This window comes from Amycolatopsis tolypomycina (assembly GCF_900105945.1).
Classification (GTDB): Bacteria; Actinomycetota; Actinomycetes; order Mycobacteriales; family Pseudonocardiaceae; genus Amycolatopsis; species Amycolatopsis tolypomycina.
Genome location: NZ_FNSO01000003.1, coordinates 787,104 through 814,036 on the forward strand (window position 1 = coordinate 787,104; position 26,933 = coordinate 814,036).

General features: G+C 70.8%; 27 protein-coding genes. 23 read left to right on the top strand and 4 right to left on the bottom strand.

Annotated features, from left to right (window positions below; translation table 11 throughout):
• Nucleotides 1–35: 35 nt before the first annotated feature.
• From BLW76_RS09460 to BLW76_RS09475, 4 genes are all read left to right on the top strand, one after another.
• Complete coding sequence (locus BLW76_RS09460) at nucleotides 36–329, top strand: hypothetical protein (RefSeq protein WP_143060570.1); 294 nt, start codon at nucleotides 36–38, stop codon at nucleotides 327–329.
• 222 nt (nucleotides 330–551) lie between these two features.
• Nucleotides 552–1,823, top strand: a complete 1,272-nt coding sequence (locus BLW76_RS09465) for an MFS transporter (RefSeq protein ID WP_208613247.1) — start codon at nucleotides 552–554, stop codon at nucleotides 1,821–1,823.
• Nucleotides 1,824–2,149: 326 nt separating this feature from the next.
• On the top strand, nucleotides 2,150–3,613 hold the full coding sequence (locus tag BLW76_RS09470; protein ID WP_167384530.1) for a GGDEF domain-containing protein: 1,464 nt from the start codon (nucleotides 2,150–2,152) through the stop codon (nucleotides 3,611–3,613).
• Nucleotides 3,614–4,146: 533 nt separating this feature from the next.
• On the top strand, nucleotides 4,147–6,519 hold the full coding sequence (locus BLW76_RS09475; RefSeq protein WP_091305497.1) for an ATP-binding protein: 2,373 nt from the start codon (nucleotides 4,147–4,149) through the stop codon (nucleotides 6,517–6,519).
• On the opposite strand, the gene BLW76_RS09480 is transcribed toward BLW76_RS09475, so the two are convergent.
• The gene (locus tag BLW76_RS09480) at nucleotides 6,446–7,756 is read right to left on the bottom strand and encodes a cytochrome P450 family protein (RefSeq protein WP_091305891.1); all 1,311 of its coding nucleotides are present in this window, start codon (nucleotides 7,754–7,756) and stop codon (nucleotides 6,446–6,448) included. The two genes, BLW76_RS09475 and BLW76_RS09480, sit on opposite strands and share 74 nt — an antisense overlap.
• Nucleotides 7,757–8,732: 976 nt before the next feature.
• Here BLW76_RS09480 and BLW76_RS09485 point away from each other — a divergent pair.
• The 5 genes from BLW76_RS09485 (at nucleotide 8,733) to BLW76_RS09505 (ending at nucleotide 12,041) form a co-directional block, all read left to right on the top strand.
• Complete coding sequence (locus BLW76_RS09485; RefSeq protein ID WP_091305498.1) at nucleotides 8,733–9,056, top strand: hypothetical protein; 324 nt, start codon at nucleotides 8,733–8,735, stop codon at nucleotides 9,054–9,056.
• Between the two features lie 369 nt (nucleotides 9,057–9,425).
• A complete protein-coding gene (locus BLW76_RS09490; RefSeq protein WP_143060572.1) occupies nucleotides 9,426–10,193 on the top strand; it encodes a YczE/YyaS/YitT family protein in 768 nt (255 codons plus the stop codon).
• Between the two features lie 60 nt (nucleotides 10,194–10,253).
• On the top strand, nucleotides 10,254–10,760 hold the full coding sequence (locus BLW76_RS09495) for a cupin domain-containing protein (RefSeq protein WP_091305501.1): 507 nt from the start codon (nucleotides 10,254–10,256) through the stop codon (nucleotides 10,758–10,760).
• Between the two features lie 96 nt (nucleotides 10,761–10,856).
• Nucleotides 10,857–11,072, top strand: a complete 216-nt coding sequence (locus BLW76_RS09500) for a hypothetical protein (RefSeq protein ID WP_091305503.1) — start codon at nucleotides 10,857–10,859, stop codon at nucleotides 11,070–11,072.
• A gap of 447 nt (nucleotides 11,073–11,519) precedes the next feature.
• Entirely contained in the window at nucleotides 11,520–12,041 is a 522-nt protein-coding gene (locus BLW76_RS09505; protein WP_091305504.1) for a hypothetical protein, read from the top strand.
• Between the two features lie 372 nt (nucleotides 12,042–12,413).
• Here the strand turns inward: BLW76_RS09505 and BLW76_RS09510 are convergent, their stop codons facing one another.
• Nucleotides 12,414–13,064 carry an A24 family peptidase gene (locus BLW76_RS09510; RefSeq protein WP_091305506.1) on the bottom strand — a complete coding sequence of 217 codons (651 nt, stop codon included), beginning with the start codon at nucleotides 13,062–13,064 and terminating at the stop codon, nucleotides 12,414–12,416.
• A gap of 51 nt (nucleotides 13,065–13,115) precedes the next feature.
• Between BLW76_RS09510 and BLW76_RS49525 the strand changes: the two genes are divergently transcribed.
• The 11 genes from BLW76_RS49525 to BLW76_RS09565 all read left to right on the top strand — a co-directional run bounded on the left by BLW76_RS49525 (nucleotide 13,116) and on the right by BLW76_RS09565 (nucleotide 21,853).
• Entirely contained in the window at nucleotides 13,116–13,721 is a 606-nt protein-coding gene (locus BLW76_RS49525; protein ID WP_244170097.1) for a hypothetical protein, read from the top strand.
• Entirely contained in the window at nucleotides 13,715–14,734 is a 1,020-nt protein-coding gene (locus BLW76_RS09520) for a hypothetical protein (RefSeq protein WP_244170098.1), read from the top strand. The genes BLW76_RS49525 and BLW76_RS09520 overlap by 7 nt, the downstream gene beginning before the upstream one ends.
• Before the next feature lie 108 nt (nucleotides 14,735–14,842).
• Entirely contained in the window at nucleotides 14,843–15,550 is a 708-nt protein-coding gene (locus BLW76_RS09525) for an SAF domain-containing protein (protein WP_244170099.1), read from the top strand.
• Complete coding sequence (locus BLW76_RS09530; protein WP_244170100.1) at nucleotides 15,550–16,473, top strand: CpaE/TadZ family protein; 924 nt, start codon at nucleotides 15,550–15,552, stop codon at nucleotides 16,471–16,473. Before BLW76_RS09525 ends, BLW76_RS09530 begins: the two co-directional genes overlap by 1 nt.
• A complete protein-coding gene (locus BLW76_RS09535; protein ID WP_091305508.1) occupies nucleotides 16,470–17,840 on the top strand; it encodes a TadA family conjugal transfer-associated ATPase in 1,371 nt (456 codons plus the stop codon). The genes BLW76_RS09530 and BLW76_RS09535 overlap by 4 nt, the downstream gene beginning before the upstream one ends.
• Nucleotides 17,837–18,769, top strand: coding sequence for a type II secretion system F family protein (locus BLW76_RS09540; protein WP_091305900.1), 933 nt, complete (start codon nucleotides 17,837–17,839; stop codon nucleotides 18,767–18,769). Before BLW76_RS09535 ends, BLW76_RS09540 begins: the two co-directional genes overlap by 4 nt.
• A complete protein-coding gene (locus BLW76_RS09545) occupies nucleotides 18,766–19,659 on the top strand; it encodes a type II secretion system F family protein (RefSeq protein WP_091305510.1) in 894 nt (297 codons plus the stop codon). The genes BLW76_RS09540 and BLW76_RS09545 overlap by 4 nt, the downstream gene beginning before the upstream one ends.
• A 65-nt stretch (nucleotides 19,660–19,724) precedes the next feature.
• The gene (locus tag BLW76_RS09550) at nucleotides 19,725–19,922 is read left to right on the top strand and encodes a hypothetical protein (protein ID WP_091305511.1); all 198 of its coding nucleotides are present in this window, start codon (nucleotides 19,725–19,727) and stop codon (nucleotides 19,920–19,922) included.
• A gap of 1 nt (nucleotide 19,923) precedes the next feature.
• Nucleotides 19,924–20,367: a TadE/TadG family type IV pilus assembly protein gene (locus tag BLW76_RS09555; RefSeq protein ID WP_091305513.1), complete on the top strand. Its 444-nt coding sequence runs from the start codon at nucleotides 19,924–19,926 to the stop codon at nucleotides 20,365–20,367.
• A gap of 50 nt (nucleotides 20,368–20,417) precedes the next feature.
• Nucleotides 20,418–21,392, top strand: coding sequence for a hypothetical protein (locus BLW76_RS09560; protein WP_143060573.1), 975 nt, complete (start codon nucleotides 20,418–20,420; stop codon nucleotides 21,390–21,392).
• Complete coding sequence (locus tag BLW76_RS09565; RefSeq protein ID WP_091305516.1) at nucleotides 21,389–21,853, top strand: TadE/TadG family type IV pilus assembly protein; 465 nt, start codon at nucleotides 21,389–21,391, stop codon at nucleotides 21,851–21,853. The genes BLW76_RS09560 and BLW76_RS09565 overlap by 4 nt, the downstream gene beginning before the upstream one ends.
• Before the next feature lie 14 nt (nucleotides 21,854–21,867).
• On the opposite strand, the gene BLW76_RS48375 is transcribed toward BLW76_RS09565, so the two are convergent.
• On the bottom strand, nucleotides 21,868–22,383 hold the full coding sequence (locus tag BLW76_RS48375) for a hypothetical protein (protein ID WP_167384531.1): 516 nt from the start codon (nucleotides 22,381–22,383) through the stop codon (nucleotides 21,868–21,870).
• A 120-nt stretch (nucleotides 22,384–22,503) separates the two neighbouring features.
• On the opposite strand from BLW76_RS48375, the gene BLW76_RS48380 reads away from it, so the two are divergent.
• Genes BLW76_RS48380 through BLW76_RS09585 form a run of 3 tightly spaced genes read left to right on the top strand, consistent with a single transcriptional unit; the run spans nucleotide 22,504 to nucleotide 26,342 of the window.
• On the top strand, nucleotides 22,504–22,872 hold the full coding sequence (locus BLW76_RS48380) for a hypothetical protein (protein ID WP_091305520.1): 369 nt from the start codon (nucleotides 22,504–22,506) through the stop codon (nucleotides 22,870–22,872).
• Between the two features lie 39 nt (nucleotides 22,873–22,911).
• The gene (locus BLW76_RS09580) at nucleotides 22,912–23,343 is read left to right on the top strand and encodes a hypothetical protein (RefSeq protein ID WP_091305521.1); all 432 of its coding nucleotides are present in this window, start codon (nucleotides 22,912–22,914) and stop codon (nucleotides 23,341–23,343) included.
• Entirely contained in the window at nucleotides 23,343–26,342 is a 3,000-nt protein-coding gene (locus BLW76_RS09585; protein WP_091305523.1) for a BTAD domain-containing putative transcriptional regulator, read from the top strand. Before BLW76_RS09580 ends, BLW76_RS09585 begins: the two co-directional genes overlap by 1 nt.
• Here BLW76_RS09585 and BLW76_RS47635 read toward each other — a convergent pair.
• Nucleotides 26,320–26,724, bottom strand: coding sequence for a hypothetical protein (locus BLW76_RS47635; RefSeq protein WP_143060575.1), 405 nt, complete (start codon nucleotides 26,722–26,724; stop codon nucleotides 26,320–26,322). The genes BLW76_RS09585 and BLW76_RS47635 overlap by 23 nt on opposite strands.
• Nucleotides 26,725–26,933 lie beyond the last annotated feature (209 nt).

A 26,933-nucleotide genomic window follows, 5' to 3' on the forward strand; every position in this document is an offset into this window, starting at 1 on the left:
CTTCGGCCAGGCCGTCCGATCGAGGCGGAGCGATGATGCCGGAGCACGACGACGCCGACGCGGGCATCGAGGCACGCATTGCTGACGGCGGCTGGGCAGTACGCCCACACGAGTGGGCCGCCGTCGACGGCCTGCCCGTTGCGGACTGGCGAGCCGACGTCCGGCGCCGGTGCGTGGAGGCCGGTGTTCCGTACGCGTTCCAGATCGACCTGGAGCACGGCGTGACCGCGGTGATCAACCCTCGGAATCCGCCGGACGAGACCGCGATTGCCGCCCGGATCGCCGAGCTGACGAGGATTCCAGGGCCCGGTGATCACGATCGGCGTTAGGACTCCCGGGTTCGCCGTTGTGCCCACTACCTGTGATCGGCTGGGGCTGTTCGAGTGAATCGCCGGCGGGACAGCTGCGTCGTTCGTGATCTCCTTTAGGCTGCGGTGACTGTCGTGAAAATCGTTTACGTGCACGTGGGGACGGGAGTCATGGCTCGTCGGAGGGGGACGAGGCCGGACCGGGTTCGCCTGCCGCGCGGTGGCGAGTTCGCTGCTGTGTGGGTGGGTGAGCTGGGCTCGGTCGCTGGGGATCAGCTGGCCAAGGTGGCTGTCGCACTGCTGGTTTTCGATCGCACCGGCTCGGCGGCGTGGACCGGCGCGGCATACGCGGCGAACTTCCTGGCACCGCTGGTGGCCGGACCGTTGCTGGCGGGCCTGGCCGATCGCTATCGGCGGCGTGAGCTGATGGTGGCTTGTCTGCTGCTGCAGGCTCTGTTCGTTGCCCTGATGGCGATTCCGGCGGCCCCGATCGCGTTCCTGTTCGCGGGGACGATGGCGGTCGCGTTGCTGCAAGTGCCGTTCAAAGGCGCTCAGGGTGCAGTGGTGCGCCAGATCCTCGCCGACTACATGATCGGCGAGCGAGGCGTGGAGCCGGACGACCCGGCGCGCGACGACCTCAACGGGCCGGGCCGGGCGCGGTTGGTGATGCTGAGGGAGGTCGGTCAGCTCGCCGGCCTCGGCGGCGCCGCGGCCGTGGTCCTGGTCATCGGGACCAGCTGGGCTCTCACCGCTGACGTTGCGACCTTCGTGGCCGCTGCGATCCTGCTGCGCAGCGGGCTGCGCGACCGGGTGGCGCCAGCTGGTCCCGCCTCGTCGGGCGGCTCCACCGTGGCGAGCCTGTTCACGCAGCTGCGGACAGCTGCCAGCCTCGTGCGTGACGACCAGGCGGTGCGGCTGCTCGTCGGGTTCATCGCCCTGATCGGCTGCACTGCCGCGGCGGACGCCGTCATCGTGCCTTTGGTAGCCGAGCTCGGCGCACCGCGGTGGGTGGTCGGCCCGCTGCTGGCGGCGGACTGCGTCGGGATGGTCATCGGGGCCCGCTGGCTGGAGGGACAGCCGGGAAGCCGCAAGACGCGGTGGATGGGGCCGATGGCCGTGCTCAGCGTTCTGCCGCTGGCCCTGTTCTGGCTCGAGCCCGCCGGCACGGCGGTGGTTGCCCGTGATCCGGGCTCCTGGCCATGGTTGGTGATCGGCGTGGGCGTGCTGCTGGTCATCTCGGGCGCGTGCAGCAACTACTACATCGCGGCGAACGCCGATCTGACCGAGCGTGTCGCCGACAGTGTCGCCGGTACGGCGAATGGTCTAACGAGCACGATCTTGCGTGCCGGCCAAGGCATAGGTGCGATCACGGCTGGTGCGATCGCGCAGTTTTCCAGTGCCGGAATGGCTGTTGCGCTCGTGGGCAGCCTCGGGGTACTCCTGACAGGGGCGGCTGGTGTCCAATGGCGACGGTTTCAGCGGTCGCCGCAGGTCAGGAGTACCGCGCAGGCATGACGTGTGCTCAGGTCTCGCGATCGCCAGGTACGAGGGAAAGGGGCATGGTTCACCTCCACACAAAGGGAAGACGGGAGTCGCCTGCGGACAGGAGACGGTGACTCAGAATTCCCAGGTGGACTCAGGTTTCGCGGTCGCCACAATTGCGCACGACGCACCTCCGCATGTCGATGGGCCAAGGGGAGGAGACGGGCATGAGGAAGTCCCGGGCGGACAAACACCCGGTTGAATCGACATCGTCATCACCTCCGCGAGCGGGCAGTCCCGCGGTCCTCCAGCAGCCGAGCAGAGCAGGGGAGTCCACCCAGCGTGCTGTGCTGAGGGTAATGCAGCGCGTGGCGATCTGTCTCACCCGCATGATCAGCCAGGTGCGCTACGCCGCTCGTGTGATCTCCCATCCGCGGTCCCGGTGGCGCCTGTGGGAGTGGGGTCGCCGCCCGGTGACGTGGGCATTGATCGCCGAGCCGCTGGTCCTCGCCTGGGCCGCAGTCGAATCCGTCGATGCGTTCGGCGCCGGTATCGATGCGGTGGCCTGGGTCCGCTTCGCTTTCTTGTGTGTTGCGGCTGTCGTCTACGTGATCGGCACGAACGTTGCCGAGGAGCGCCGGCGTGGCCGCGCCGGCGACAAGACGCACGTCGACCACACCAGCCTCGTGTTCTTCGCCGCGGCGGTCGTCCTGCCGGTGCCGCTGGCGATCGTGCTGATCGCGCTGGTGCGGTTCCATCGATGGTGGATTGCCCGCAAGCCGGTCCATAAGTTCGTGCACAGTTCCGTCGCCATCTGCTGTTCGGCGCTCGGGGTGCATGGCGTCGCGGGCCTGACGCCGTTGCGCGAGTGGGTCGGAGGAGTGCAGGTCGGCCTGGGGGCACCGGTGGCGCTCGGTCTGGTGGGAGCGGTTGCGGCCTACTACGCCGCGCAGACGGTCATGGTGGGCGCGGCACGCGGGCTGGCGTCGTCGGTGTGGGACCAGGCGCCGGCCGAGCGCGAGGACGGCTGGCGGGGTCGCCTGTGGGTCCACATGGTCGGTGACCGGTCCGACAATGCCGAGATCGTGGTGACCTTGCTGATCGCTGCGATGATCACGTGGTGGGCGCTCGCCTGGTTGCCGGTCCTGCTGTTCGTCATCCCGGTGGGCGCCTACCTCACCATCCGCGGCCAGCGGCTCGAGGAGAAGCAGCAGGAGATCGACGACCTGGCCCGTACCGCGGAGATCGACACGCGTACCGGGCTCCTGATGGTCGCTGCCTTCGAGAAAGCGACCGCCAAAGTTCTTTCCCGAGCTGTCCGCGGCGGGGAGCCGACATCGCTGCTGATCATCGACATCGACCACTTCAAGAAGGTCAACGACACCTTCGGGCACACCACCGGCGACGAGGTTCTCGCCGCGATCGGCGAGCTGCTACGCGATGTGTCGCGGCCGTCGGACCTTGCTTGCCGATGGGGCGGCGAGGAGATGGTGCTCCTGCTGCCGGACACTGACCTCGTCACCGCTCTCGCTGTGGCCGAGCGGATCCGGGCTGCGGTCGAAGCCATGACGATCCCGATCACCAAAGCTGCCGGTGGCGACGTGTGGTACATGGGTCTCGCTGACCACAATGGCGTCCGGAAGCCGGAGGAGATCCGCACCGTGTCCATCGGCGTCGCCAGCATCCCGGTGCACGGTGACCACTTCGGTGAGGCGTTCGAACGAGCCGACCAGGCTCTGTATGCCGCGAAGGCAGGCGGCCGGAACCGCGTCCGTGCCGCCGAGGCCGTGCGCTTGACCGAGACGGACCAGGTGGTCACCTGATCGCCGCCGCAGTCGGTGCCGTGGTTCGTCGGGCCACACGTCATCCGCTCCGCCGACGGCCGATCGCCCCGGCAGCGTTTCTGATCAGCGGTCGCGGCTGACGGCTCGGTGGGCGAACCAGCGCTCCAGTGAACTCGACAAGTAACTCTAAGTAGCAACATGTTAGGCCAAATGAGTGGTTCGGCTCCCGAGGTTCATTTAGGCACAGGCTGGTGTACCGCGTTCGCTGGAGTGTCGGTTAGGCTTTCACGAGGTGTCATGGAAGTGAGTCTGCGCAGTTCACGGGTTTGCGCCAGGTGCTGCGAAGATCGGATTGAAGCTGGTTCGCCGCTCGAGTGTCGCCGCTCGGGCGGTGGGCCCCGATCGGTCGATAGATACGTTGGGTAACTGATCGCTCCGACTGCACGGTGACGTCAGGCACGCCGGGGCGAGCAGTGTAGGGGTGAGCGAGCTGTCCTGGCCTGATCGGCGAGGACGGGGGCGGGTGGCGCCAGGCGCGCGACCGCCGCGCTCGAAGCACGGGGCGGGGATGGATGACCGAGAGCGGCCGCAGCGTCGAGCCGGCGGACTCCGAGGGCGGAACGGACGAGTGGCGAGGCGACGCCTCGCCATCGGTGGAGGCCGCGGAGATAACCAGCTTCGTCGGCCGAGCCAAGCTGATCAGCGAGACGAAGAGCCTGCTGCGCACCGCACGCCTGATCACCCTGTTCGGGCCCGGCGGCGTCGGGAAGAGCCGCCTGTTGCGCCGGCTTTCCACGGAACACGCACTCGCCGACGGCTTCCCGGACGGGGTGTGGGTTGTCGAGCTGGCCGACATACCGGCACGGGAGAACCTGCTCGCCGCAGGGTGCGCGGACCAGCTCGGCATCGGCGACAACGCGGACGGCCCGTCCGAAGCCCGGCTGATCGAATTTTTCCGGCAGCGCCGCGCTCTGCTGATGCTGGACAACTGCGAGCACCTCATCGACGACGTGCGCTCAGGTCAAGTTCCTGCGCTACTGACAACGCTGCTGCCGGCCGCGCCGGCACTGACGGTGGTGACGACCAGCCGAGTTCGACTGGGAGTGTCCGGCGAACACATCGTGAAGATCCACCCGCTGCTGCCCACGGAAGCCCTGTACCTGCTGCTCGACCGCGCCCGCGCAGCCGGGACCGCGATCAGCGAACCGGAGTACCCGCTCGCCCTCCGCTTGTGCGAAATGCTCGACGGCTTGCCCTTGGCCATCGAACTGGCTGCTGGTCAGCTCGACGTGATGACGCTGAGGGAGATCGTTGACCACCCCGAACTCCTGCGCCTGCTGGTCGACGGACCTTACGAGCAGCACCACCACCGTACGATGCATGCCACCATCAAGTGGTCCTATGACCTGCTGGGCGAACGAGAGCAGCGGATGCTGACGCTCGTGTCGATCTTCGAAGGTGGGTTCGACCTCGAGGCGGCGACCTCGGTCTGTGCCGACAACGGCATCGACACCTCGGATGTGCCGTCGCTGCTGAAATGCCTCGTCCGGAAGTCCTTGCTGCTGACCGAGTCCGCAAGCGGCCGGACCCGCTATCGCATGCTCGAGCTCGTCCGCCGTTTCGGCCTGCAGATCACCGCTACGTCAGGCATGGAACCGGAAATCCGCACCGCGCACGCGCACCACTTCCTCGCTCTCGCGTCGCGCGCCCGGAAGGACTGGTTCAGTGCGCGCCAGACGGACTTGATGCGCCAGCTGCGCGCCGAGCTTCCGAACTTTCGTGCAGCGCAAGTGCACTTCCTCTCGGCCAACCGCACTGTCGGCCATGGGATCACGCTGTCGGTTGACATCGGCGCCTCGTGCGCGTTCGTGTACGCCGGCGTCCTGAACGACAGCCGGCGCATGCTGACTCGCGGGCTTGAGCGGCATCCGGCCGAGCCGAGCATGGGGCAGCTGGCAGCCCTGTGCCTGATCTCGTGGATGGCACAGATCCAGGGCAGTGAAGCGGCCGGCGCCGCACAGGCCGAAGCCGAGGACGTCGCCCGTCAGCTGGGTTGCTCCGACTCGTTCGGCCCCTTGCTCTACAGCCGCGGCACCCGGCTCTGGCTGGCCGAGCCCGACCCCGTTCGCGCGCGAGACAGCATCGCGCTGATGGCCCGCGCGGAGGAGGCGTTCCGGGAAGCCGGCGAGGAGGGGTTGGAGTTCATGGCCGCGCTCTACGGGGCGATGTCCACAGTGTTCCTCAGCGGCCCCGAGGCGGCGTTCGCTGCGAGCGCGCGGGTGCTGGAGCTGGCGAGGGCAGCCGAGGCGCAGTGGTGCATCTCATGGGCGAAGTGGACCTGCGGGCTCGCCGAGCTGCTGCATGGGGACGCGAAGGCCGCAGCTGCGCATACGCAGGAAGCGCTGCAGCTGCAGCTGGAGATCAACGACAAGTGGGGACCGCCCTGGTCGCTGTGGCAGATCGCGTTGATCGCACTGCGGCTCGGCGACTACGAGCGTGGTGCGCGGCTGCTCGGCGGCGCTCGCGTGGCGCAGCGGCTGACCCAGACCAGCGTGCTGGGCATGCGGCCGTTCCTGCTCCTTCAGCAGCAGATCGAGTCGACCGCCCGGCAGCGCTTCGGCAACGAGTTCGAGATCCAGATCGCTGTCGGTGAATCCCTCGCGCGGTCGATGGACGAGGTGTACGACCTGGCCAAGGAACCGTTCGCCGCGGCCGAGGACGCCCCGGTCGCGTCGCAGCATGCCGAAATGCTGACGAAGCGGGAGCTGGAGGTCGCCGAGCTGGTCGCCAAGGCGCTGACGAACCCGGCGATCGGGCAGGCCCTGGGAATCTCCTCGAGGACGGTCGAGAAGCACGTCGAGAACATCTTGCTCAAGTGGGGCTTGACCTCGCGAACGGAGATTGCCGTCCGGTACCTGCGCGACGTCGCGCCGGCCAACGGATGAGACGGCGCAGCCCGCCCGTCAGTGCGTCCCAAGGCGACGTCCGCCCACCGAGCAGCACGGGCAAGCGGACGAGACCATGCATGATCACACTCGGTTTGTGCCGCAGCTGCGACTCGTCGATCGCCAGGCGGGCGCGCGGAAACGCACGCGTCAGCGCGGTGAACACGATCTCGGCTTCCAGCCGCGCGAGCGGCGCGCCCAGGCAGTAGTGGATCCCCTGCCCGAAGGACAGGTGCTTCGCGTCCCGGTACACGTCCAGCTCGTCGGGCTGCGGATACTGCGCGGGATCGCGGCCCGCGCTCAGCAGGGACACAAGCACGATCTCACCGGCCGGAATGACGACGTCCCCGTAGCGGACCGGCTCTGTGGTCCGTCGATAGGGCGCCATCCGGATCGGGCAGTCGTAGCGCAGCATCTCCTCGACCGCCCTGGGGATCAGGGCCGGACGTTGCCCAAGCAGCCGCCACCGGGCGGGATCGGCGAGCAGGTGCCGCATGCCGTTGCCGACCAGGTTGGTCGAGGCCTCATGACCGGCGACGAACAGCAAGAACACCATGTCCATCAGCTCATCGCCGCTGATATCGCCGCTGTCGCATAACTGCACCAACGCTGAGAGCAGGCCGTCGTCCGGGGCTTCTCGTTTGGCAACGATCAGCTTGTCGAAACGGTCCTGCATCGCATGCGAGGCCGGAAGGACCCGATCGGGATCGTCTTCCATCAAGGCCGCGGTCCACTCGCGCATCGGGTCGCGCTCGTCCAGCGGGATGCCGAGCAGTTCGCAGATCACGATGAGCGGCAGCGGGAACGCGACGTGTTCGATCACGTCAACCGGCTCCCGGCGGGGGAGCTCCTCGAGCATTTCGGCGACCAGACGCTCGATCCGGGGTCGGAGCAGCTGGATGCGGCCCGGTGTGAAGAGCGGGGAGACCAGGCTGCGCAGCTCGGCGTGGCGGGGGTCGTCCATCATGAGCATGCTGTCGCCGAACATCCGCGATTGCTCGGGATCCTTGCCGAGCTTCACCAGCTGCTCGCCGAGGACCCGGCGCAGCCCTGCGCCGTCCTTGCTGAGCCGCTTGTCGGCGAGAGCAGCCCGGGCGTCGGCATAGTCGCTGATCACCCACGCGGACACACCGCTGGGCAGCGTCACCCGTTGCGCCGAACCTCGCTCGCGGAGCGCTGTGGCGGACTCGTGCGCCTGCTCCCAATAGTCCGGACCGCAGAACAGCTCAGGCGCCATGCGGCCCTCCCAGTACAGTTCCTCGCCCGTTCGCCCGTCCTGGCGCGCTCGCGCCGACATGGCCGACGAGATGGGTGTCCGCCATCGCAGACAGCAGACGGGGTCGTTGTGGTCAGGGCTGATCCGTTTCACCGGTGGGCCTCAGGCCACCGGTGAAAGAGGACGTGTCGCACTCCCAGCATCGTCGACCGTGGCCGTCGCGACATCAGTGTGCACACGTAGATTCCTGCGCCGAGGGTACGTAGCCGTTGCGGCAACTACGTACTCGAAGGCACGTGCTCGTACTCGGAGGTGGTGCTCTATTCGTCGACCAGCGACTCAATTGAAATAGGTCGATCGATCGAAAAGAACGCTATACTCCGACGGTGGTGAGGCCGGCGGCGTCGCGCTGTCCGACGTGTGCGACGGTCGCGGCGCATGGCCCCAGCTGCGAATACTGTTCCCAGTGACCGGCTACGTGGTCACGTGGGACGGCGCTACGTATCTGCCCGTACTTCGATCGCAGGAATTCGACACCGGCGGTCGCGAGTGCGGGTTTTCCCGCATTGACACCACCGCGCACGACCGGCCTATTGTTGCCGTGTCGATGGAGATCCGGACCACCATTCACGGCTGGACCGGATCGGGTCCTCCCCATTCGCGACACATAGCCGGAACCCGGCATCGCGTGTCACCCGGGGTGGCCCACGGCAGGGGAGCACGACCTGGAGTCGCGATCGGCGCGCGTGCACCGCACCCAAGGGCTGGGCAGGCCCGTCGGTGCCACGCGTCGACAACGGCCGCTCGCGCGGCACTCCAGCGTGCACGCCTCATCGGCCGACGCGGTCGGCCATGAGGTCGAGCCGGACGGCGCCGCCCGGGCAGGGCGCGCCGTCCGGTCACGCGAACACCCGAGCGCCGAGGCGCAGAGGCACCCCGATGCGCGTCGTCGACACCGACCTTGAATCCCCACGAGATGACAGCATCGAGGCAACGCATGATCGCCCACGACAGCGAACACGGTGCCCAGCCGGTCGCGACCACCGTGCTCGTCGTCCGCGACGACGAGACAGGCTGGTCGCACGTGGCCCACGACATCGATCCACGACGACGGCCACGATTCGCCGGATTCATCCAGATCGACACCGAACGTGCGCTGGTCGCCGGCCTGGCCGCGGCGGACTTCCGCCTGGCAGCCGCATACCGGATCGACGAGTACTCGACGGCGTTCCTCTTCGGCCGAGTCGCCGCCCGCGACGGCGGGCCGCCGGCACTGGTCGTTGATCGACGAACTACCGGAGCCGCCATGTCCCGCGCATAGCTCGGCGGCCGGTCACCCACGGCCACCCGCCACACCGATACAAAATACGACGTCCAACATTCACTGAAGCTCGTTTTCTTCGCGAAAACGGGCCATTTGTGCTGTCCAAAACCGCTCGGAAGCCCGGCAGAAAATGGTCCACCAAAAGGGTTGACACCTACGCAGAGTGACGTGCACTCTTGCGGTAGATCGAATCAAAGCCGCAGCTAGAGAGCAGATGCGCGGCAGCTTTGAGAGCGCAAGTCGAAACTGACTGGTAACTGAAAGTAGTTACCTCGATCGGTTGGCTGGGCTCCAACGGAATTATCGCTGCAGGTGTCCCTGTATTTCCGGACGGAGCTGCAGAAGGCATCAGGGAAGGGTGAACCCATGGCGACACATGTTTTGCGGGCACGGCGAGCCGCGGTGATCAGCGATTATCGGCTGATCGCTCGGGTGGGTGCACTCGCGGCCGGTACCACCGCGATGGGCGGCGGCATCAGCCTGCTGGTGTGGTCCAGACTGGGAATGCTCCCCATGGACGTGCTCCATCTCGGCGTCAGCCGCGCGTCCGGCTGGACGTTCGGCGAGAGCCTCCTCGCGTGCCAGTTCCTGCTGGCGCTGACCTTCATTCCGCTGCGCATCCGTCCCGGACTCGGGACTGCGGCCGCCTTGGTGATTCCCGCAGCCGTCGCCGACATCCTCCTGGCGATCCTGCCGAGTCCCGACGGCCTGCCGTTGCGCGTGGCCGCGTTCCTGATCGGCGCACCCCTCTTCTGTGGCGGTGTCGCCGTCTACTTGCTGGCCAACCTTGGCTGGCTGCCCCGAGACGGGATCATGCTCGCCCTGGCCGGAGCGCGCGACGACATCGGCCGCACACGATCCTGGCGCACCGCGCTGGTGCGCATGGGCCTCGACGCGGCATTCGTCGCCGCCGGCGCCGCGCTGCTCGGCCCCGCGAACGCACTGCGCGCAGGGGCGCTGGCGCCGGGCACGGTGCTGCTCGCGCTCGTATCCGGCCCACTGATCGTGCTCTTCCGGCGCCTAATCGCTCGAGTTTCAGGATTCTCGCCGCAGTCCACTCAGGCCGCACCTCGCCACGGAACCGGTCGTCACCGGCGCACTCAGCCCACCCATGCCCGCAGCGACAGCGCATGACCCCGGACCAGTTCCAGCCGTTCAGTCAGAACCGGAAACCCACACGCAGAGGAAACGATCATGACTCAGCTCAAGCCGCACAACGACATCCAGATCGCAACCGGGCAACTCGGCGAACCCGTCATGGGACCCCAGCGTCAGCAGCTCACCGTCGCGGTCCATTCCGGCCTGGCCCCGATCCGGACCCTGTCGTCCGGGTTCGTGCGGATGCCCGGCGGCCACCACGCGCTCGCGCACATCCATGCCGAATCCGAGATCCAGGTCTACGTCGTACGCGGCAGGATCGCGTCCCTGGTCGGCCCCGACATGACGCCGACCCTGCATGGCCCCGGATCCCTGGTCTACATCGCGCCAGGAGTGGAGCACGTGGGCGTGAACCTCGATCCGCACGAGCCGGCCGAGTTGGTGGAGTTCCGCACCGATCCGGCGTTCAACACGGACGTGGTCCCCATCACCGGCTTGGACGCGCTCGCCGAAACCCGCGTCACCCAGCTGCGCCGTGAGTACCTGCTCGGCCGCTGCGACAAGCAGCTGGCCATCCCGTCCGTGCACGCCGTGACCCGCTGAGCCCCACGGCCAACCACAGGCACCCGCGCGTGAATCCGTGCGGGCATCGGAAACACATCACCGCGGCCACCGCCGCACCACCGAAAGGAACTCCTCATGCAGAACGTCCAGATCGTCCGGGCCATCCTCGCCGGAACATTCATCGTCGCCGGGATCGTGGCCGGCGCGGGCGCCGCGTCCGCCACAACAACGCACCAGTCCGCCCCGGCCGCCGTCACGGTCAGCCCCGACACCCGCGAGGGCGCGATCACCGACGCATCCCCGGGCGGGGCACCGGTAGTGGCTCCCGACGGCACCCGGATCTGGTGGTAGAGCCCCACGGTCAACCACCACCTCGAGCCGAATCTCTCCCGCCGGTCACGGCCAGGGCGCCGAAACACCAGCGATTCTCGTCACGCAATCCACACGTCTACCGACAATCAATGCTGCCCTTAAACGGGTGGTCCGACAAAACAAAATATCTGCCTCGTTGCCCTTGACTTCGACTGTTTTCCTGGGCAGCGTGGACGGCATCAGCAAACACAGGCGCTGATCGTGGGGTCACCACAGTAAGTCTGAGCCTCTGCGTGTGCCGACAGGTTGGGGAACCTGGCAGCACGGTGCACGCGACCCAGAGTTGGATCACAACTCTCCTCCGCCGGAGAACAGAATCAGTTTTCCGCGAACCATGGGGCTCGGGTGGGACTCCTCGAATTTCGGTCAAGAAATTCCACCAGAGGAGCAGAAATGATGTTGTCTCATCGAGTTCGACTCGGGCTCGTGGCCGCCGCCGCGGCGGCAACCACGGTCGGCGGGGCCGGCCTCGCCGACGCGGCCACCGGCCACGCCCCGGTGCCAGCACCGGCCGCGCACAGCGCGGCCAAGGACGTCGGGGTCCCGAGCGAGGTCGATTCCTCGGCGCCGGTGACCGCACCGGACGGCACCCGCATCTGGGGGCTGACGGCCCTCCCGTTCGGCGGCCACGCCACCCGCACCCGCCAGGCGACCCGCGAGGGCCGGGCGGCCTCGACGCAGAGCGCGATCGAGGTCGACATCCTCGCCTCGGGCGCCCGGCTGCGCGCGTCGGTGCCCCGCGGCACGGTGATCGGCCTGGCCTACCCCGGGCAGACCGCCTGGGGTGGCTGCCAGATCCCCGGTTCCGACGGCTACGTGTGGGGCTGGCTGAGCGTGCAGACCTCGGCCGGCTGGCGATCCGGCTGGATGCGCCACGACCTGTGGTCGATCACCCAGCACACCTACCCGGGCGGCGGGTCGGATCCGAGCAGCCTGCCCTGGTGCTGACCCGCCGAGGTCGATGACTCACCGGCCACGGTGACATCACCCCAGGGCTTGTGAGCCCGGCGGCCACCGCCTCCCCACGTCGATAGGTGGCCGCCTCCCCGGGAGGCGGCCGGCGCAACCACCCTCCAGCGTCGGCCGCCTCCCCAACCCTTCTTCAGCGAAAGCGCAGCCATGAACGAACCACGCCGCCACCCCGCTCCCGAGCAGCAGCCGCTGACGCGACCCGCCGAACCGGTGCTCGCCGCGCCAGCGGCCTCGCGAGAGTCGACGTCGGTTCTCCGCCCCGTGGTGCGTATCGCGCGCGTGACGGTGCGGCACCTGCACATCGTGCGCGCGCGGACGGACACACGAGGCAGCGTTGCCGCGGTCGGCTCAGCCGCCGGTCAGGATCATGATGAGCGCGCCACCGAACAGGCAGGGCCCGAACGGCACGGTGGCGTGGCCCCGCTCGTCGCCGCGGTGGGCTCCGGGGACGACGATCAGCAGCAATGCCAGTACGGCGGCCATCACCAGTGCGCCGGCTACCTGGGGCCAGCCGGTCCAGCCGGTCAGGGTGCCGGCGACGGCCGCGATGACGATGTCCCCGGCCCCGACGCCGCCGTTGGTGAGCACGGCCAGCACGAGGACCAGGCCACCGGCGGCCAGCAGAGCGCCGACAGCGCGCACCCCCGGCTCCAGGTCGTGACGAGCCAGGCACAAGGCCCCGAAACCGGCGACGACGCCCGCCAGTTGCGGCCAGGCCAGCTGTCGCGGCAGGCGGTGCTCGCACCAGTCCACGACCGCCAGCGGCACGCCAAGCACCGCCGCGAACCCGTACACCGCGAACGCGCCGCGGTCACCGACCCGCCACGCCAACAGTGCCAGCAGCGCCGCGGTGACCACGGCACCCAGCCACCACGACCCGGCGATCTCGTGCTCCTTCCGCAGCAGCCGACGAGTGACCGCGCTCGAGGCGGCGCCGAGCCCCAGCCCGACCGCAGCGGCGCCGAGGACCCACCAGAGGCCGTTCATCGACAATTGCACGACCCCTCCTGCTCTCGCATGATCACTGTGCCCGCCATCTTGCCTGGTCGCATGGTCATCTCGCTCGCGCGCAACCCGCGGGGGAGCGCACCGACGCGCAGCCGGAGGCGCCTCGTCGCTGTCGCCGCTGCGGTATTCGGGTTCGCCGTGAGCGCCTGCAGCGCGGGCGGCGCCGACGTCCCGGCCTCCTCGGCGAGCACGCCGATGGCCGTGGATCCGACCGCCACGACCGCATCGCCGGCCAGTGCGGCGAAGCAGAAGGCCGTCGACGCGTACCTGGGCATGTGGCGGGATGTCGCCGCCGTGGCCACCACCTCGGACTGGCAGTCGCCCCGGCTGGCCGAGCACGCCACCGGCGACGCGCTCTCGGTGCTCGCGCGCCAGCTCTACGCCGATCACTACAACGGCGTGGTCAGCAAAGGCGCTCCGGCCAATTCGCCAGTCGCCCAGTCCGTCGATTCGCAGTACGAGCCCAAAACAGTCGTGATCCGCGACTGTTCGGATGCGAGCACCTGGCTGAAGTACCGGACGGACAACGGAAAACCGGCCGATGACGAACCTGGCGGCAAACACTTGATCCACGCCGAAGTCAAACTGGCCGTCGACGGTTCCTGGCGCGTGACCCGGTTCGCCGTGGAACGGACCGGATCATGCTGACCACGGTACGCCGGTTCGGCATCGTCGCCACCGCAACCTCAGCGGTGATGTTCGCGAGCATCAACGCGGCGCTCGCGGGGGACTGGTACGGCGACATCGACTGTGGACAGTCCTCTTACCCCGGCTGTGAACTCGGCGCGGGCCAACGTGGCCACGACGCGCCCGCACCCCGGCCGGACCCGCGCTCCGGCGCGCCGAAAACCCACGACGGTCAGCGCGACACAACGTCGCCGCCGGGAGACCGGATTGTCGGCGGCGAGGACACCCGGGCGGACTGCTCGTATGTCCGCAGCGACTACCAGCCACCGTCCAACGGAATCCAGACCGCGAGCCACCGCTCCGGCCACTCGGCGTCCGCCGACGTGCGGTTCGCCTCCCTGGCACGGTCCACCCCGCACGGGCCCCGGCTGGTGCAGGCGCCCGGTCAGGCCGGGGCGTGGTACGTCTACCGGTGCTCGGGGCCGGGCTCGCGCGATGCGCTGTTCCGGGCGCCGGTGTGGTTCGCCGACGGGCAAGCGCCAGGCGTGGCTCCGGTGCCCTCGCCGCAGCAGCTGGCCGAGCAGGCCCGCTCGCAGCTGCGGCTGCCGAGCCCGGTGATCGCCTCGAGTCCGGTAGGCACGCAGCTGGTCCGGTTGCCGACGTGGCTGTGGCTGGATCGGGCGATGTGGCAGCCGCGCTCGGCGATGGCGTCGGTGCCCGCGGTGTCGGTCACCGCGACCGCGATCCCGACATCGGTGTCGTGGTCCACCGGCGACGGAGCCACGGTGACCTGTACTGGTCCCGGAACCCCGTTCCCGGCCGGCGGTGCAGCGCAGGCCACGTCGCCGGATTGCGGACACACCTACCAGAGATCCTCGGCCGGCAGCCCCGGTGACCGGTTCCCGATCACCGCCACGGTGTCCTGGCGCATCACCTGGGCCGGCGGCGGAGCCGCAGGCGCGTTCCCGGACCTGACCACCAGCGCCGCCGCTGCACTGCGGGTCGCGGAAGCGCAGGCGCTCGGCACCGGATAAGTCCCGCGCACCGTCCCCGCACCACCCGACTTCCGTTTCCTGATCCCGTTTTCGCGCACACCGCAGATTCCACGGGCACGGGCGAGCTACACCTGGAGGGACCTCATCGTGAACAGCACCGACACTCCCGCGCGCGGCCAGAAACGCGTCGGTGCATCGGCGCCGGCGTCGTGGCTGGACCGCACCGGCGCACCCGCCACACCGACGTCCCGGCGCCCGCGGAAAGTGCCGCATCTGGCTGCCGGGGCACTGCTCGTCGTGCTCTGCGCCGGCGGAACCGTCTGGTGGACCACCAGCACCCAGGACCGGACGCCGACCCTGGCCGTGGCCAGGCCGGTCACCGTCGGGCACGTGCTGACCAGCGCTGACCTGCGCACCGTCGACGTCTCCGCATCGCCGGGCACCGCACTCGTCCCGGCCGATGAGGCTGCCAGCGTTCTCGGGCGGCCGATGGCGACCAACCTCGGGCCCGGAGCCCTGTTGACCCCGGACGCCGTCGGCGCCGCCCAGCTACCCGCACCCGGGCGCGCGATCGTCGCGGTCGGGGTCAAGCCCGGCCAATTCCCGCCCGCACTGACCGCCGGCACCCCGATCACCGTGATCGTCACTGCCGCCCCGACGCAGCCTGCGACTACCGCGCAGGGACCGGCGGCGGGCACGACCTGGCGCGCCACCGTGGTCGATGTCGCACCGGCGGCTACGGACCAGACCAGTGTGGTCTCGCTCGACCTCACGACCACCGACGCCGAGGCGCTGGCCCAGGTCCCGGCCGGTCAGCTCGCCCTGGTGATGCAGCCCGCGGGCGGTGGCCGCTGATGCTGATCGCGTTGTGCTCCGTCCACGGCTCGCCGGGCGTGACCACCCTGGCCGTCGCCCTCGCCACCCACTGGCCCGAGGTCGCCCATAGCCGCCGGCTGGTCGCCGAGATCGACCCGGCCGGCGGCGACCTGGCGATGCGGTTACATCTGCCGACCACGCCCGGACTGGCCAGCCTCGCCGCCGCCGCACGCCGGCAGCCGCGCCCCGAACTCGTCTGGGAACACACCCACGCACTGGCTAGTGGCGCGCGGGTGCTCCTCGCCCCGCCCGGCAGCGGGCACGCGCGCGCCGCCCTGCACATCCTGACCGGCGCCGCCCAGCAGCTGCTGCCCGCCGCCGCCCGCCAGCCCGGAGTCGTGGTGCTGGCCGACTGCGGCCGTGTTGATCCCGGCACCCCGGCCGAGGCGATCGCGCGCCAGGCGGACGCCCTCGTTCTTCTCACGGGTACTCGCGGCGAGGACCTCGCCCACACCGCGGCACGGCTGAGCGAGCTGGCTCGCTGGACGCCACGGCCTGGCCTGCTGCTCACCGGCGACGGCTACCCGACCGCCGAGGTCGAACGCGAGCTCGGCGTGCCGACCATCGGGCGCCTCCCCCACGATCCGGCCGCCGCGGCCACCCTGACCGGCCACCAACCACCACACACGCGCCGCCGCCGAACCGACGGACTCGCCCGCCACGTCGCCGCGCTCGCACGCAGTCTGGCAACACCCGCCTCCGCTGCCGTTGCGCCGGCTGCCACGGCCGCAGACATGACCGGTTCGGCTGGTGCGGCTGCCGGTCAGCAGCGCACGGCCGATGGGACCATCGTCCCGCCTTCCCGCGCCGACCTGTCTCGCGGGCGTCGGCAGCCACCAGCCGGTGACCTGTCCCGCGGCAGCAGTCCGTCGTCCCCGACCGGGCCGGAGCCGCGGCCATGACGGCGAGCAGGCGCCCCACTGAACCGTCCACGGCCGCCATCGGCGCCGAGCAGCGGCTGCACACGCGGCTGCGGCGGGCCCTCGCCTCGGAGCTGCCCGCACGCGTCGAGGCCGAGACGGGGCCGGCAGCGGGTCCGCTTCCGCTGGCGCGGCGGCGAGAGATCGGCCGCGAGGTCCTCGACGGCGCGATCGCCGCGCACAGCGAGGCCGAGCTGGTCGCCGGTCGCGAACTGGTGGACTCCGGCAAGGAGCAGGGGCTCGTCGAGCAGGTGCTGGACGAGGTGTTCGGCCTCGGCGGCCTGCAGCCGCTGCTGGACGACCCGACGGTGGAGACGATCGCGGTCAACCGCTACGACCGGGTCTTCCTCCAGCACACCGACGGCCGCCGCACGGCGGCCGCCCCGGTCGCGGCCTCCAACGACGAGCTGACGGACCTGATCCGGACTTTGGCCGCGCGGGCGTCTTCGGAGGAGCGCCGCTTCGATCGCGGCTCACCCGCCCTGAACCTCCAGTTGCCGGGTGGCGAAAGGCTTTTCGCCGTGCTCGGGCTGACCGCGGGCGGGGTGACGGCGTGCACGATCCGCCGGCACGGCTACCTGACCGCAACCCTCGCCCAGCTGCGCCGCCGCGGCACCCTCGATGCCGGCTTGGAGCGCTTCCTGCGCGCGATCGTGCGGGCCCGCAAGAACACGCTGATCACCGGCGGCACCGGCGTCGGGAAAACCACGATGCTGCGCGCGCTGGCCGACGAGATGGATCCGCTGGAACGCCTCGTCACCATCGAGGACGCCTTCGAGCTCGGCCTCGGGCTGGATCCCGTGCGGCACGCCGACGTCACCGCGTTGCAGGCGCGCGAGGCCAATGTGGAGGGCGAGGGCGCGATCGATCAGGCCGAGCTCGTTCGCTGGGGCCTGCGGATGAGCCCGGACCGGGTGATCGTCGGCGAGATCCGCGGGCCAGAGGTCATCCCGATGTGCAACGCCATGTCCCAGGGCAACGACGGCTCCATGGCCACCCTCCACGCGAGCAGCTCGAAGATCGCGTTCACCCGGCTCGCCTCTTACGCCGCGCAGGGGCCCGAGCGGCTGCCGCTGGAAGCCACCGCCCTGCTCGTCGCCTCGGCGGTGCACTTCGTCGTGCACCTCGATCGCGCTGCCGACCGCACGACCCGGGTCATCTCGTCCATCCGCGAGGTCGTCGACGCCGAGGCCGGTTCGGTGATCTCCAACGAGGTCTACCGCCGCGGCCCGGACCGCCGCGCGGCGCCGGTGGCCGGGGCGTTGCGCGCGGACACCCTCGACGACCTGGTCGCGGCCGGATTCGACCCCGACCTGCTCTGCCGCCCGGAGGGCTGGTGGACGCCATGAGCCCCGCCACCACCACGATCACCGCCGCCACCCTCGGGCTGGGGACCGCCGCCGGCGTCATCCTGATCGTCGCCGCCTGGCGCCGAACCCCGTCGCCATCGGCACCTTCGCGCGGTGCCCGGCTGGTTCGTGCCCTCCGGGGCCGGGCCGACGACCGCCGCGCCCTGGCGCGCCTGACGACGGCGGTCGCCGCGGGCACGGGGACCGGGGCCGTGACCGGGTGGGTGGCCGGCGCGGTGCTGGCCGCCGCGGCCGTCTGGTTCCTGCCGCGGCTGGTCGGCCCGGACCGCGCCCATCACCGGCGGGTCGCGCGGATCGAGGCGATCGCCTCCTGGACGGAGATGCTGCGCGACGTGCTCTCTGCGGCGGCCGGGCTCGAGCAAGCCATCCTCGCCACGGCCCCGCTCGCACCCGCGGCGATCCGCGGCGAGGTTGCCACCCTCACCGCGCGCCTGGAAAGCGGGCAGCGCCTTGCGCCGGCGCTGCGGGCCCTGGCGGGCGAGCTGGACGACCCGACCGCCGACCTCGTCCTCGCCGCCCTCATCCTCGCCGCCGAGCACCAGGCCCGCCAGCTCGGCGACCTGCTCAGCTCCCTGGCCACCACCGCCCGCGGGCAAGCCGCGATGCGGATGCGGGTCGAGACTGGGCGGGCCCGGAGCCGCACCTCGGTGCGGGTCATCGTCGCCACCACCGTCGCCTTCGCCGCCGCGGTCGTGCTGTTCAACCGCGCCTACCTCGACGTCTACAACACCGCCACCGGCCAGGTCGTCCTGCTGCTCATCGGCGGCCTGTTCGCCGCCGGATTCGCCTGGCTCGCCCGCATCGCCACCAGCGGCCGACAGACCCGGGTACTGGCCATGGACGCCCCGGACGCGACCGGAACACGCGACGGCGACGAGCCGATCGCTGGGGGAGGTGAGCGCTCGTGATCCCCGCACTCCTGCTGGGCGCCGGTGCCGGCGTCGGCTGGTGGCTGCTGCTGACCTGGATCCTGCCTGTCCGCCCGGCCCTGCACGACCGGCTCGCCCAGCTGCGCACCCGAACACCGGCCGCGCCGATCGTCGTTGCGGACGACGCCTCCTGGGCCATTGCCTGGGTGCGGATGTTCGCGCCTGGCCTGCGGAAGCTCGGACTGCCTGGCGCACGGATCGAGGCCGATCTGCGGATCACCGGCCGCGGCACCGACACCCACCTCGCCGCCAAAGCCCTGCTCACCATCGCCGGGCTACTGACCCCGTGGCTCCTGCAAGCCCTCCTCGCCCTCGGTGAACTCTCGCTGGACGTCGAGGTTCCGCTGCTGGCCGGGCTGGTACTCGCCGCCCTGGGGTTCCTGACCCCTGATCTCGACGTCCGCGCCAAGGCCACCCGGCTGCGGCGCGAGTTCCGCGACGCGCTCTCGGCGTTCCTCGACCTCGTCGGAATCACCCTCGCCGGCGGCGCTGGCGTCGAAGCCGCCCTCGGCGACGCCTCGGCTGTGGGAGCGGGCCCCGCATTCGAGGCGATCCGCCGCGCCCTGCGCACCGCACAGCTGACCCGCACCACCCCGTGGACCACACTGCGCCGGCTCGGCGAGGAACTCGACATCACCGAACTGGCCGAACTCGCCGCATCGATCTCCCTGGCCGGTACCGAAGGCGCCCGCGTCCGTGCCTCGCTGGCCGCGAAAGCCCAAGCCCTGCGCACCCACCAGGTCACCGACGCCGAAACCGACGCCCAGGCCGCCACCGAACGCATGGCCCTACCGGTCACGGTGCTGTTCCTCGGATTCCTGGGATTTATCGCCTACCCCGCGGTGATCCAAGTCCTCAATGGCCTCTGACCGCTCCGTGTCCCCACCTCGACCCCGCGAAAGGCATTGAACCACAACGGAAAGAAGACACCACCATGTTGCACCACATCCGGACACTCTGGGAACTGACACGAGCACGCATCACCCTGCTGCGCGCCGAGCCGGAACGCGGAGAGATCACCACCACGGTCATCGTCACCGCCCTGATGGCCATCGCCGCGATCGCCATCATCGCGATCATTGTGGCGAAATTGGTCCAAAAGGCGGAATCCATCGACCTCGGGCTGGGCTGACATGCTCGGCAGGCCCGCCCGAGTCCCGCGCTTGCCGGCTCGAGTGCGGCGCGCTGTTGCGGGCGATCGGGGATCGGTGACCGTCGAGCTGGTGATCGCGACGCCATTGCTGCTGCTGGCGCTGCTGACGATCATCCAGTTCGCGCTGTGGTCCCACGCCACCCACGTCGCGCAGGCCGCCGCGTCCCAGGCGCTGGCGGCGGCTCGCGTGCAGGACGGCAGCAGCAGCGCCGGACACGCCGCGGGGCAGAGGCTGCTCGACGATCTCGCCGCGGGCCCGCTGCGCGACCCGCAGATCGACCTCACGCGGACCGCGACCTCGGCGACGGTGAGCATCCACGGCGAGGCGACCGCCGTCCTGCCCGGTGTGCACCTGCCCGTGCACGCCGAAGCCGCTGGGCCCCTGGAGAGGTTTGTCGGCACGCGGGCTGACGCCGTGTCCTGAGACCCCGTGTTGCGGCAGACATTCGACGCTTGGCCGAAAGGAAAGACCCGATGACACAGCAAGAACTGCGCACGACAGGGTCACCGGTGCAGGCAGCCATGTTTCCGGACGGGCCGGATTCGGTGCTGCGCAACCCCGATGTCTCCGAGACGCAATGGCACCGGGAACTTGTCCGCGCCGCGGTGTATCCGTGGCTCTTCCTCACCGAACTCGCCGGGATTCTGCTGCTCGTGCTCGCCGGGGTGCTCGGCGACGGTGTCGCCTCGGTGCTCGCGCTGAGCGCGGGAATCCTGACCGTGAGCGGGAGCGTGCTGGCCGGCTGGCATCGTGCCAGCCGCATCGAGTCCGACCACCGGCACGGCCCGGCGCGTCCCTGTCGTCTGGACCGGGTGCGGGGAGAGTTCTTTCTCCGTAGCCGCGACTTCAGCGGCCTCGGCACCGCGAGTGTGGCGGCACGGACGCTGTTCGCCGGCGTGGACGAGCTCTACCGCAGCCCGGCTCGCGACTGGATCGACCCGGCGCTGTGCGCCGAGGTGCATCGGGTGGCGTGGCAGGCGTTGTGCTGCCTGGACCGCACACGCGGCGCCCGCGGGCTCGCCGTGGAACTCGCCGCCGACCCCGATTCCGCGGTCGGCGACCTGGCCGTCGCGGCGCGCCACGCCGTGACCGCCATCGACGATGCGCTGGATGAGGTCGTGGGCCACATCCACGGCTGCCTGGTGCTGACTCGCGCCTGGGAGGCAAAACTGCGGCACACCGACCTCACCGCCCGGGCCGAACACACGCTCGCCGGCCTTCCCGGGCCCGACCAGCTGCGGCGACTGTCCGAGGCCGCCGAAGCACTGCCCCAAGCCGTGTTCGCCTACATCACCGCGGCCCGCGACGTCACCGACGCCGGACCATTCCCCTGGGAACAGCCCACCCGGTCCCGGCCGCGCCGTAGCCGGGCCCTCCGGTCCCGCCTCGGCACACCGTTCGCGAGGACGCCAGCCGGACATCCTCGAACCGGCGACGGCCTGCCGTGACCGCAGCGGCACCAGCGCAGACGTCGCGGCACCGGTGGTGGGCCGGCGACCGCGGTTCGGTGACGGCCGAGGCCGTGCTGCTCACCCCGATTCTGGTGCTGCTGCTGGTGTTCATCGCGGTCGTGATCCATCGCGGTGTCGACGCCCGGCTGCGCCTCGACGACGTCGCGCACCAGGCCGCGCGCGCCGCCAGCCTGCAACGCACCACCACCGCGGCAACCACAGCCGCCCGCGACACGGCCACGTCCGCGCTCACGCAGGCCGGGATCGCCTGCCACGGCGTGTCGACCAGCACCACGACGACGGCCACCCCGGGCGGGACGGTCATCGTCGTCGTGGCATGCACCGTCGATGTCGGCCAGGCCCTGCTGCTCGGCGTGGCGAGCCGGACCCTGCAGGCCACTGCGACCGAAGTCATCGACACCTACCGATCCGAAGCCCAGCCCGGACAGTCCCGATGAGCGCGTCAGCGCGCTTACCCCGCGCCCGCGAGGCAGGCACGGACCTGGCGTGCGGTCAGCGTCCGGTGCTCGAGCAGCCCCGCCGCGACGTGGCCGATCTGCGGCCAGTGCCGGTTGATCAGATCCCGCGCGATGTCTGCCCACGGGTCGGCCTGTCGGGCGGGGAGCCCGTAGGCCTGGCGCGCCTGCGCGATGAGCGCCAGGTCGTCGTGGCCGCCGTGCAGGTAGGCGTCGAGCGTGATGTCCTCGGGCGTCAGATCCTCCCGCCGCAGCTCGACCGTGCTGGTGGTGTCGAGGACGTGGCGGGCTTGGGCCAGCGGTCCGGCGTGCGCGACCACCGCGACCGAGGACAGGTCCACCGGGCGCGGCCGGACCGCGGTGAACCCGGCTCGTCCGGTGCCTCGGGGACGCAGGGTGACGTAGCGCAGCGCACGGCCCTGCAGCACGTAGACGACCGCGTGACCGGCCTCGTGCCAGGCGGTCAACACGTCCTCTCGCGACGGTGTGGACGGATGGGGCGCGTCGGTCACACCGGACAGTCTGCTCGACCGCCTGGCGCATCCTGCCGGGGCCCGCGCGGCTCGTCTGGGTGGCGCGCGCGGGTCTGGTGGCGGGCCGAGGACGGACGGGTCTCGGCATTCGTCGTCGTCTTGCTGATCGGCATCCTCGCTCTCGCCGGTCTGGGCCTGGACGGCGGGCTCGCGTTGGCGGCGAAAGTCCGGGTCACCGGCCAGGCGGAGTCTGCGGCCCGCGCCGGCGCCCAGGCGATCGACCTCGGCCTCTACCGCGCCACCGGTCGGCTCCGGCTCCGTCCCGCGCAGGCCGACGCGCTCGCCCGCGGCTACCTCGCCGGGATCGGCGCCACCGGCACCGTCACCGTCGCCGGCGACACCGTGACCGTCACCGTCACGACCGCCCAGCCGACCCAGCTGCTCTCGCTGATCGGCGTGCGCCAGATCCGCGCGCACGGCACCGGATCCGCCCACCCGCAACTCGGCGTGTCCGGCCTCGAGCGCTGACCCGCAGGCAGAACCCCAGCAAGGAGAAGGGAAACCGGCATGGTCACATCGGACGAGGAGATCACCCGCCGCCTCACCGAAACCGACACCGCGCGTAGCGCCCGCCGGCAGCAGGCGGCCACCATCGTGGGCGAGCTGGCCCGCCGGCACACCGAGCTGGCCGGGACACTCGCCGAGCTCGAACGAGAGCTCGGCGAGGCGTTGACCGCGGCCGGCGACGTCATCGACATTCCCGAGCTGTCCGCGGTCACCGACGTCGCCGCCGACGACCTGACGCGCTGGCGCGACCAGGCGGCCAAGCCCGCCCGCAGCGGCAAGCGCAAGCGCCCTAACACCAGAGGTGACACCACCGGCTCCACCAAGCAGACGGCAACCGCGCCGCGCGCCGCCCGACGGGTCGCACCGGCACCGCCGGACGCGGTCCAGCCCGTCGGCAGCGCGTCGGCCGCGGCCGGCGTGGGGAGCAGCTGATGACCGCGCCGTCCGGCTGCACGCGGATCGTTCGCACCGCACGGCTTGTCGGCCGGCTGGTGCGCGGGCTGCTCGCGGCTACGCTGCTGGCCGCCCTGGTGGCCGGGCTTCCCGCCGCACTGATCGTCGGCGTGGGCTGGCCCCTGCCGGCCCACGTCCCGAGCCTGGATGAGGTCGGCGCCGTGCTGATGGCGCCGATGTCGGCGCATGTCCTGCTCGACACGCTCGCGTGCCTGGCCTGGCTGCTGTGGCTGGCATTCGTCGTCGACGTCGCTGGCTGCGCCGTCGACGTCGCCCGGGGTGCCCGGTGGGCGCACCTGCGGCGGCAGCGTGGGCCGGTGCGACGGATCGCGGCCGGGCTCGTCGGCGCCGTGTTGATCGCCGTGCTGGGCCGTACCGCCACCGCCGCACCCGCCGTGCCTACGGGCGCAGCACGCCCCGGCGGGAACACCTCGCTCGTCGCGACTGCGCCCAACAAGACCGTGCCGACCACCGTCATGCCGATCGCAGGTGAGCACACCGGGATGCCGCTGACTGAGCACCGGGCATCGGCCGAGCCAGGAACCGAACGTGTCCGGCCGCCGGAGGACGGGGTGTACGACTCGCTGTGGCGGGTCGCGCAGCGCTGCCTGGGCGACGGGGACCGGTGGCCGGAGATCTGGGCCCTCAATGAGGGCAGCACGCAGCCGGGCGGGCGGGTGCTGACCAACCCGAACCTGATCCATCCCGGCGACCGTCTCCGCCTCCCCGGGAGCGGCTCGCCCGCAGCCCCCGCGGTAGCGCCGCGGCCCGCGCCGGCCAATTCGCCGTCACCCGCGACCGAGCCCGCGCCGCCGACGCCCAGCACCACCGCGCCACCGCCTGCCGAACCGCCCTCGCCCGCCGCGCCGACTAGCGCCCCTACGGCGGGCGAGCCCGCCGCCGGGGCGGCGTCGTGGGATGGCGGCGAGGTGTTCGTCAGCCTAGGCCTGGCCGCGGCCGTCAGCGCGCTGCTGCTGCTCGCTCGGCGTCGCCGCCACGCCCGCTACCAGCCCGGCAGCGGCCGCCGCCACGACGACCTGCCGGTCGCGCCCGTGGTGTATCAGCTGCGGCTGGCCCACCTGCGCGCCCAGCACCACGACGATGACGCCGACTTGGACACCGAGCCCGACGCCGAGCCGCAGGCCGAGACCGGCCACGTGCTCGACGACCCTGCCGCACGCGAGCACCGCCACAAAACAGCTCAGGTCACCGCGGCCCCCGGCGACGCAGCCCAGCTGCGTGTGCTCGCGCCTCGTATCCGGCGGGTGGTCGCCGGGCGGCCTGGCAGCGGAGGGGCGGCATCGACAGCGGTGGTGGACATCGCGCTCGACGCGACCGCCTCCGGCGTCGACGGCGCGACGACCAACGCCGCAGCCGGTGGGGGAGTGCGGGTTGCTCTCGATCTGGCCCGCGTCCACGGCCTCGGCCTCGTCGGGCCCGGCGGCTACGCCGCGGCCCGCGCGCTGCTGCTCACGATCATCACCGCGCCGAGGAGCGGGCCGGCGCCGCGGGTGCTCGTACCCGACGATGACCTGGCGCGCCTGCTGGGCGTGCCGGTGCCCGCCACCGGCCTCCCGGACACCGTCACCGTCGTGGCCGACCTCAACACCGCGCTCGCCACCCTCGGAATGCCGGATACCGCAGCGCCACGGCCCGCCGTTCTGGTCGCGGCACCACCCACTGAACCGGACCGGCAGGCGAGGCTGCAGCAGCTGCTAGACAACGGCGCCCAGCACGGGCTCAGCGCGCTGCTGCTGGGCCAATGGCGCGCCGGCGTGACCGCCTACGTCACCGCCCGCGGCGTCATCTCTGCGACCGACCCAGGTGTCGGTGAACCCCTGCGCGGCACCCGCGCCTTCACCCTGCCCGAGACCGCCACACGCGACCTGCTTGCTTTCCTGCACGCCACTCAGCCCGAGGAGGCTGCCCACGGCGAACCCGGCGCCGGGCCCGACTATGACGCGGCGGCGACTCTGCCCACGCAGCACCCGACGGCGACGCCGCCGAAGGCCGCACCCGCCCATCCCGACAACTCGCCGGCTGTCTCCGCGCGTCTGGAAATCACCTCAGGTCCGGCCGTAGCGGAACCATCGCCTGCCGCGTCCGGGGAAACCGGCGGCGACCCGCGCCCGCTGCCGCAGCCGGCCGACGACACGGAGCCGGGAACACCCGCACCGCTCGCCTTGACGGTGTTCGGCGCCCCCGCCCTGCGCTGGCGGCCCGAACCCGGACGGTCCGGGCGCGAGCCGCAGGACCTGTCCGGCGTGCTGAGCAGCCGGCCTGTCGAATTGCTGGTGTTTCTGGCCGTGCACCCCGGCGGGGTGTCCCGGGACGCGATCATCGACGCGCTCTGGCCCGGCGAACCACCCCGCAACCCCGCCAGCGTGCTGCGCACCATCCTCTCGCGAATCCGCCGCGCCCTCGACACCGCCACCCACGGCGCCGCCGGCGACCTGGTCCATGCCGAGCACGGCCAGTACCAGCTCGCCCCCGCGGTCGTGGACGTGGACTACTGGGACTTCGCCGACGCCGTCACCCGCCGCCGCACCGCCACCACAGCCGAGGCGCGCACCGACGCCTACGAGGCGATCGTGGCCCACTACGGCGGCCCCCTCGCCGACGGCCTGGACTCCGACTGGCTGGTCGCAGCGCGGGAAGCGACGCGCCGCGACGCCCTCGACGCCGTGGCCGCGCTCGCCCGAGCCCGCGTCGAGACCGACCCGGACCACACCCTGGATCTGCTGGAGACCGCCCGCGCGTTCGACCCGCACAACGAACTGCTCTACCGCGACATCATGCGCCTGCAGCACGCCCTCGGCCGGCACGACACCATCTCCCGCACCCTGACCCTTCTCCAGACCCGGCTCGCCGAAATCGACGCCACACCGACCGCCGGCACCATCGACCTCGCCGAGCGGCTGCGCGCCCGCAATACCGGAATCCCCGTCGATGACATCACCCGATCCACGGCGTCATGAATGAGCAATCCACCGCACTCGACAACGCCTCGGCCCCACCGTGATCGAGACGTAGGTTGCACACCACAAAGGCAATCGTGCAGAACAGCGAAATACCTCGATTTCGAACCACGATCTCGTTCGCGCCGATGCTAACGTCGGCTGTGGTGGCACAACCGTCGACGGCGAAGAAAAAGAATCTCGTGCACGTAGTCCCGTATTCCACGGCAATGCCGACATTCTCAAGTACCGAGTGGCGTGTGCGGTTGTCGCGCGCGGCGCGGACACGACGACGTCGTATCCGCACCCACCGCACCGCTCGAGACGCCGACGTCCTGGACACCGGGCATTGCGTCCCCGGATGGCCGCCCGCAGCCATGGACGCCGTCGCGAACCGCGCCATGTGCGACTGCCGGCCGTGGGGCCGCCCACCCGGCCGATCAGCCTCGCACCCCGGTATCCGACCAAGGCGGATCCCCCGGTCTCGAACGTCTCCGCAGCTCACACCCCCTGCAGGGGGATCCACCGGTGTCCCAGACTCGCTTGACACCAAGCAGGTAAACACATCAGGCCCGGCAGCGATGCTATGCGGCTGGCCTAACCGGTTCTCCT

Bases quoted from the DNA above. Each gene is read 5' to 3' on its own strand.
- BLW76_RS09460 (WP_143060570.1), top strand. From the start codon at position 36: ATGCCGGAGCACGACGACGCCGACGCGGGCATCGAGGCACGCATTGCT.
- BLW76_RS09470 (WP_167384530.1), top strand. From the start codon at position 2,150: ATGCAGCGCGTGGCGATCTGTCTCACCCGCATGATCAGCCAGGTGCGC.
- BLW76_RS09475 (WP_091305497.1), top strand. From the start codon at position 4,147: ATGACCGAGAGCGGCCGCAGCGTCGAGCCGGCGGACTCCGAGGGCGGA.
- BLW76_RS09480 (WP_091305891.1), bottom strand. From the start codon at position 7,756: ATGGCGCCTGAGCTGTTCTGCGGTCCGGACTATTGGGAGCAGGCGCAC.
- BLW76_RS09485 (WP_091305498.1), top strand. From the start codon at position 8,733: ATGATCGCCCACGACAGCGAACACGGTGCCCAGCCGGTCGCGACCACC.
- BLW76_RS09490 (WP_143060572.1), top strand. From the start codon at position 9,426: ATGGCGACACATGTTTTGCGGGCACGGCGAGCCGCGGTGATCAGCGAT.
- BLW76_RS09495 (WP_091305501.1), top strand. From the start codon at position 10,254: ATGACTCAGCTCAAGCCGCACAACGACATCCAGATCGCAACCGGGCAA.
- BLW76_RS09500 (WP_091305503.1), top strand. From the start codon at position 10,857: ATGCAGAACGTCCAGATCGTCCGGGCCATCCTCGCCGGAACATTCATC.
- BLW76_RS49525 (WP_244170097.1), top strand. From the start codon at position 13,116: ATGGTCATCTCGCTCGCGCGCAACCCGCGGGGGAGCGCACCGACGCGC.
- BLW76_RS09520 (WP_244170098.1), top strand. From the start codon at position 13,715: ATGCTGACCACGGTACGCCGGTTCGGCATCGTCGCCACCGCAACCTCA.
- BLW76_RS09530 (WP_244170100.1), top strand. From the start codon at position 15,550: ATGCTGATCGCGTTGTGCTCCGTCCACGGCTCGCCGGGCGTGACCACC.
- BLW76_RS09535 (WP_091305508.1), top strand. From the start codon at position 16,470: ATGACGGCGAGCAGGCGCCCCACTGAACCGTCCACGGCCGCCATCGGC.
- BLW76_RS09540 (WP_091305900.1), top strand. From the start codon at position 17,837: ATGAGCCCCGCCACCACCACGATCACCGCCGCCACCCTCGGGCTGGGG.
- BLW76_RS09550 (WP_091305511.1), top strand. From the start codon at position 19,725: ATGTTGCACCACATCCGGACACTCTGGGAACTGACACGAGCACGCATC.
- BLW76_RS09555 (WP_091305513.1), top strand. From the start codon at position 19,924: ATGCTCGGCAGGCCCGCCCGAGTCCCGCGCTTGCCGGCTCGAGTGCGG.
- BLW76_RS09560 (WP_143060573.1), top strand. From the start codon at position 20,418: ATGACACAGCAAGAACTGCGCACGACAGGGTCACCGGTGCAGGCAGCC.
- BLW76_RS09580 (WP_091305521.1), top strand. From the start codon at position 22,912: ATGGTCACATCGGACGAGGAGATCACCCGCCGCCTCACCGAAACCGAC.
- BLW76_RS09585 (WP_091305523.1), top strand. From the start codon at position 23,343: ATGACCGCGCCGTCCGGCTGCACGCGGATCGTTCGCACCGCACGGCTT.
- BLW76_RS47635 (WP_143060575.1), bottom strand. From the start codon at position 26,724: ATGGCGCGGTTCGCGACGGCGTCCATGGCTGCGGGCGGCCATCCGGGG.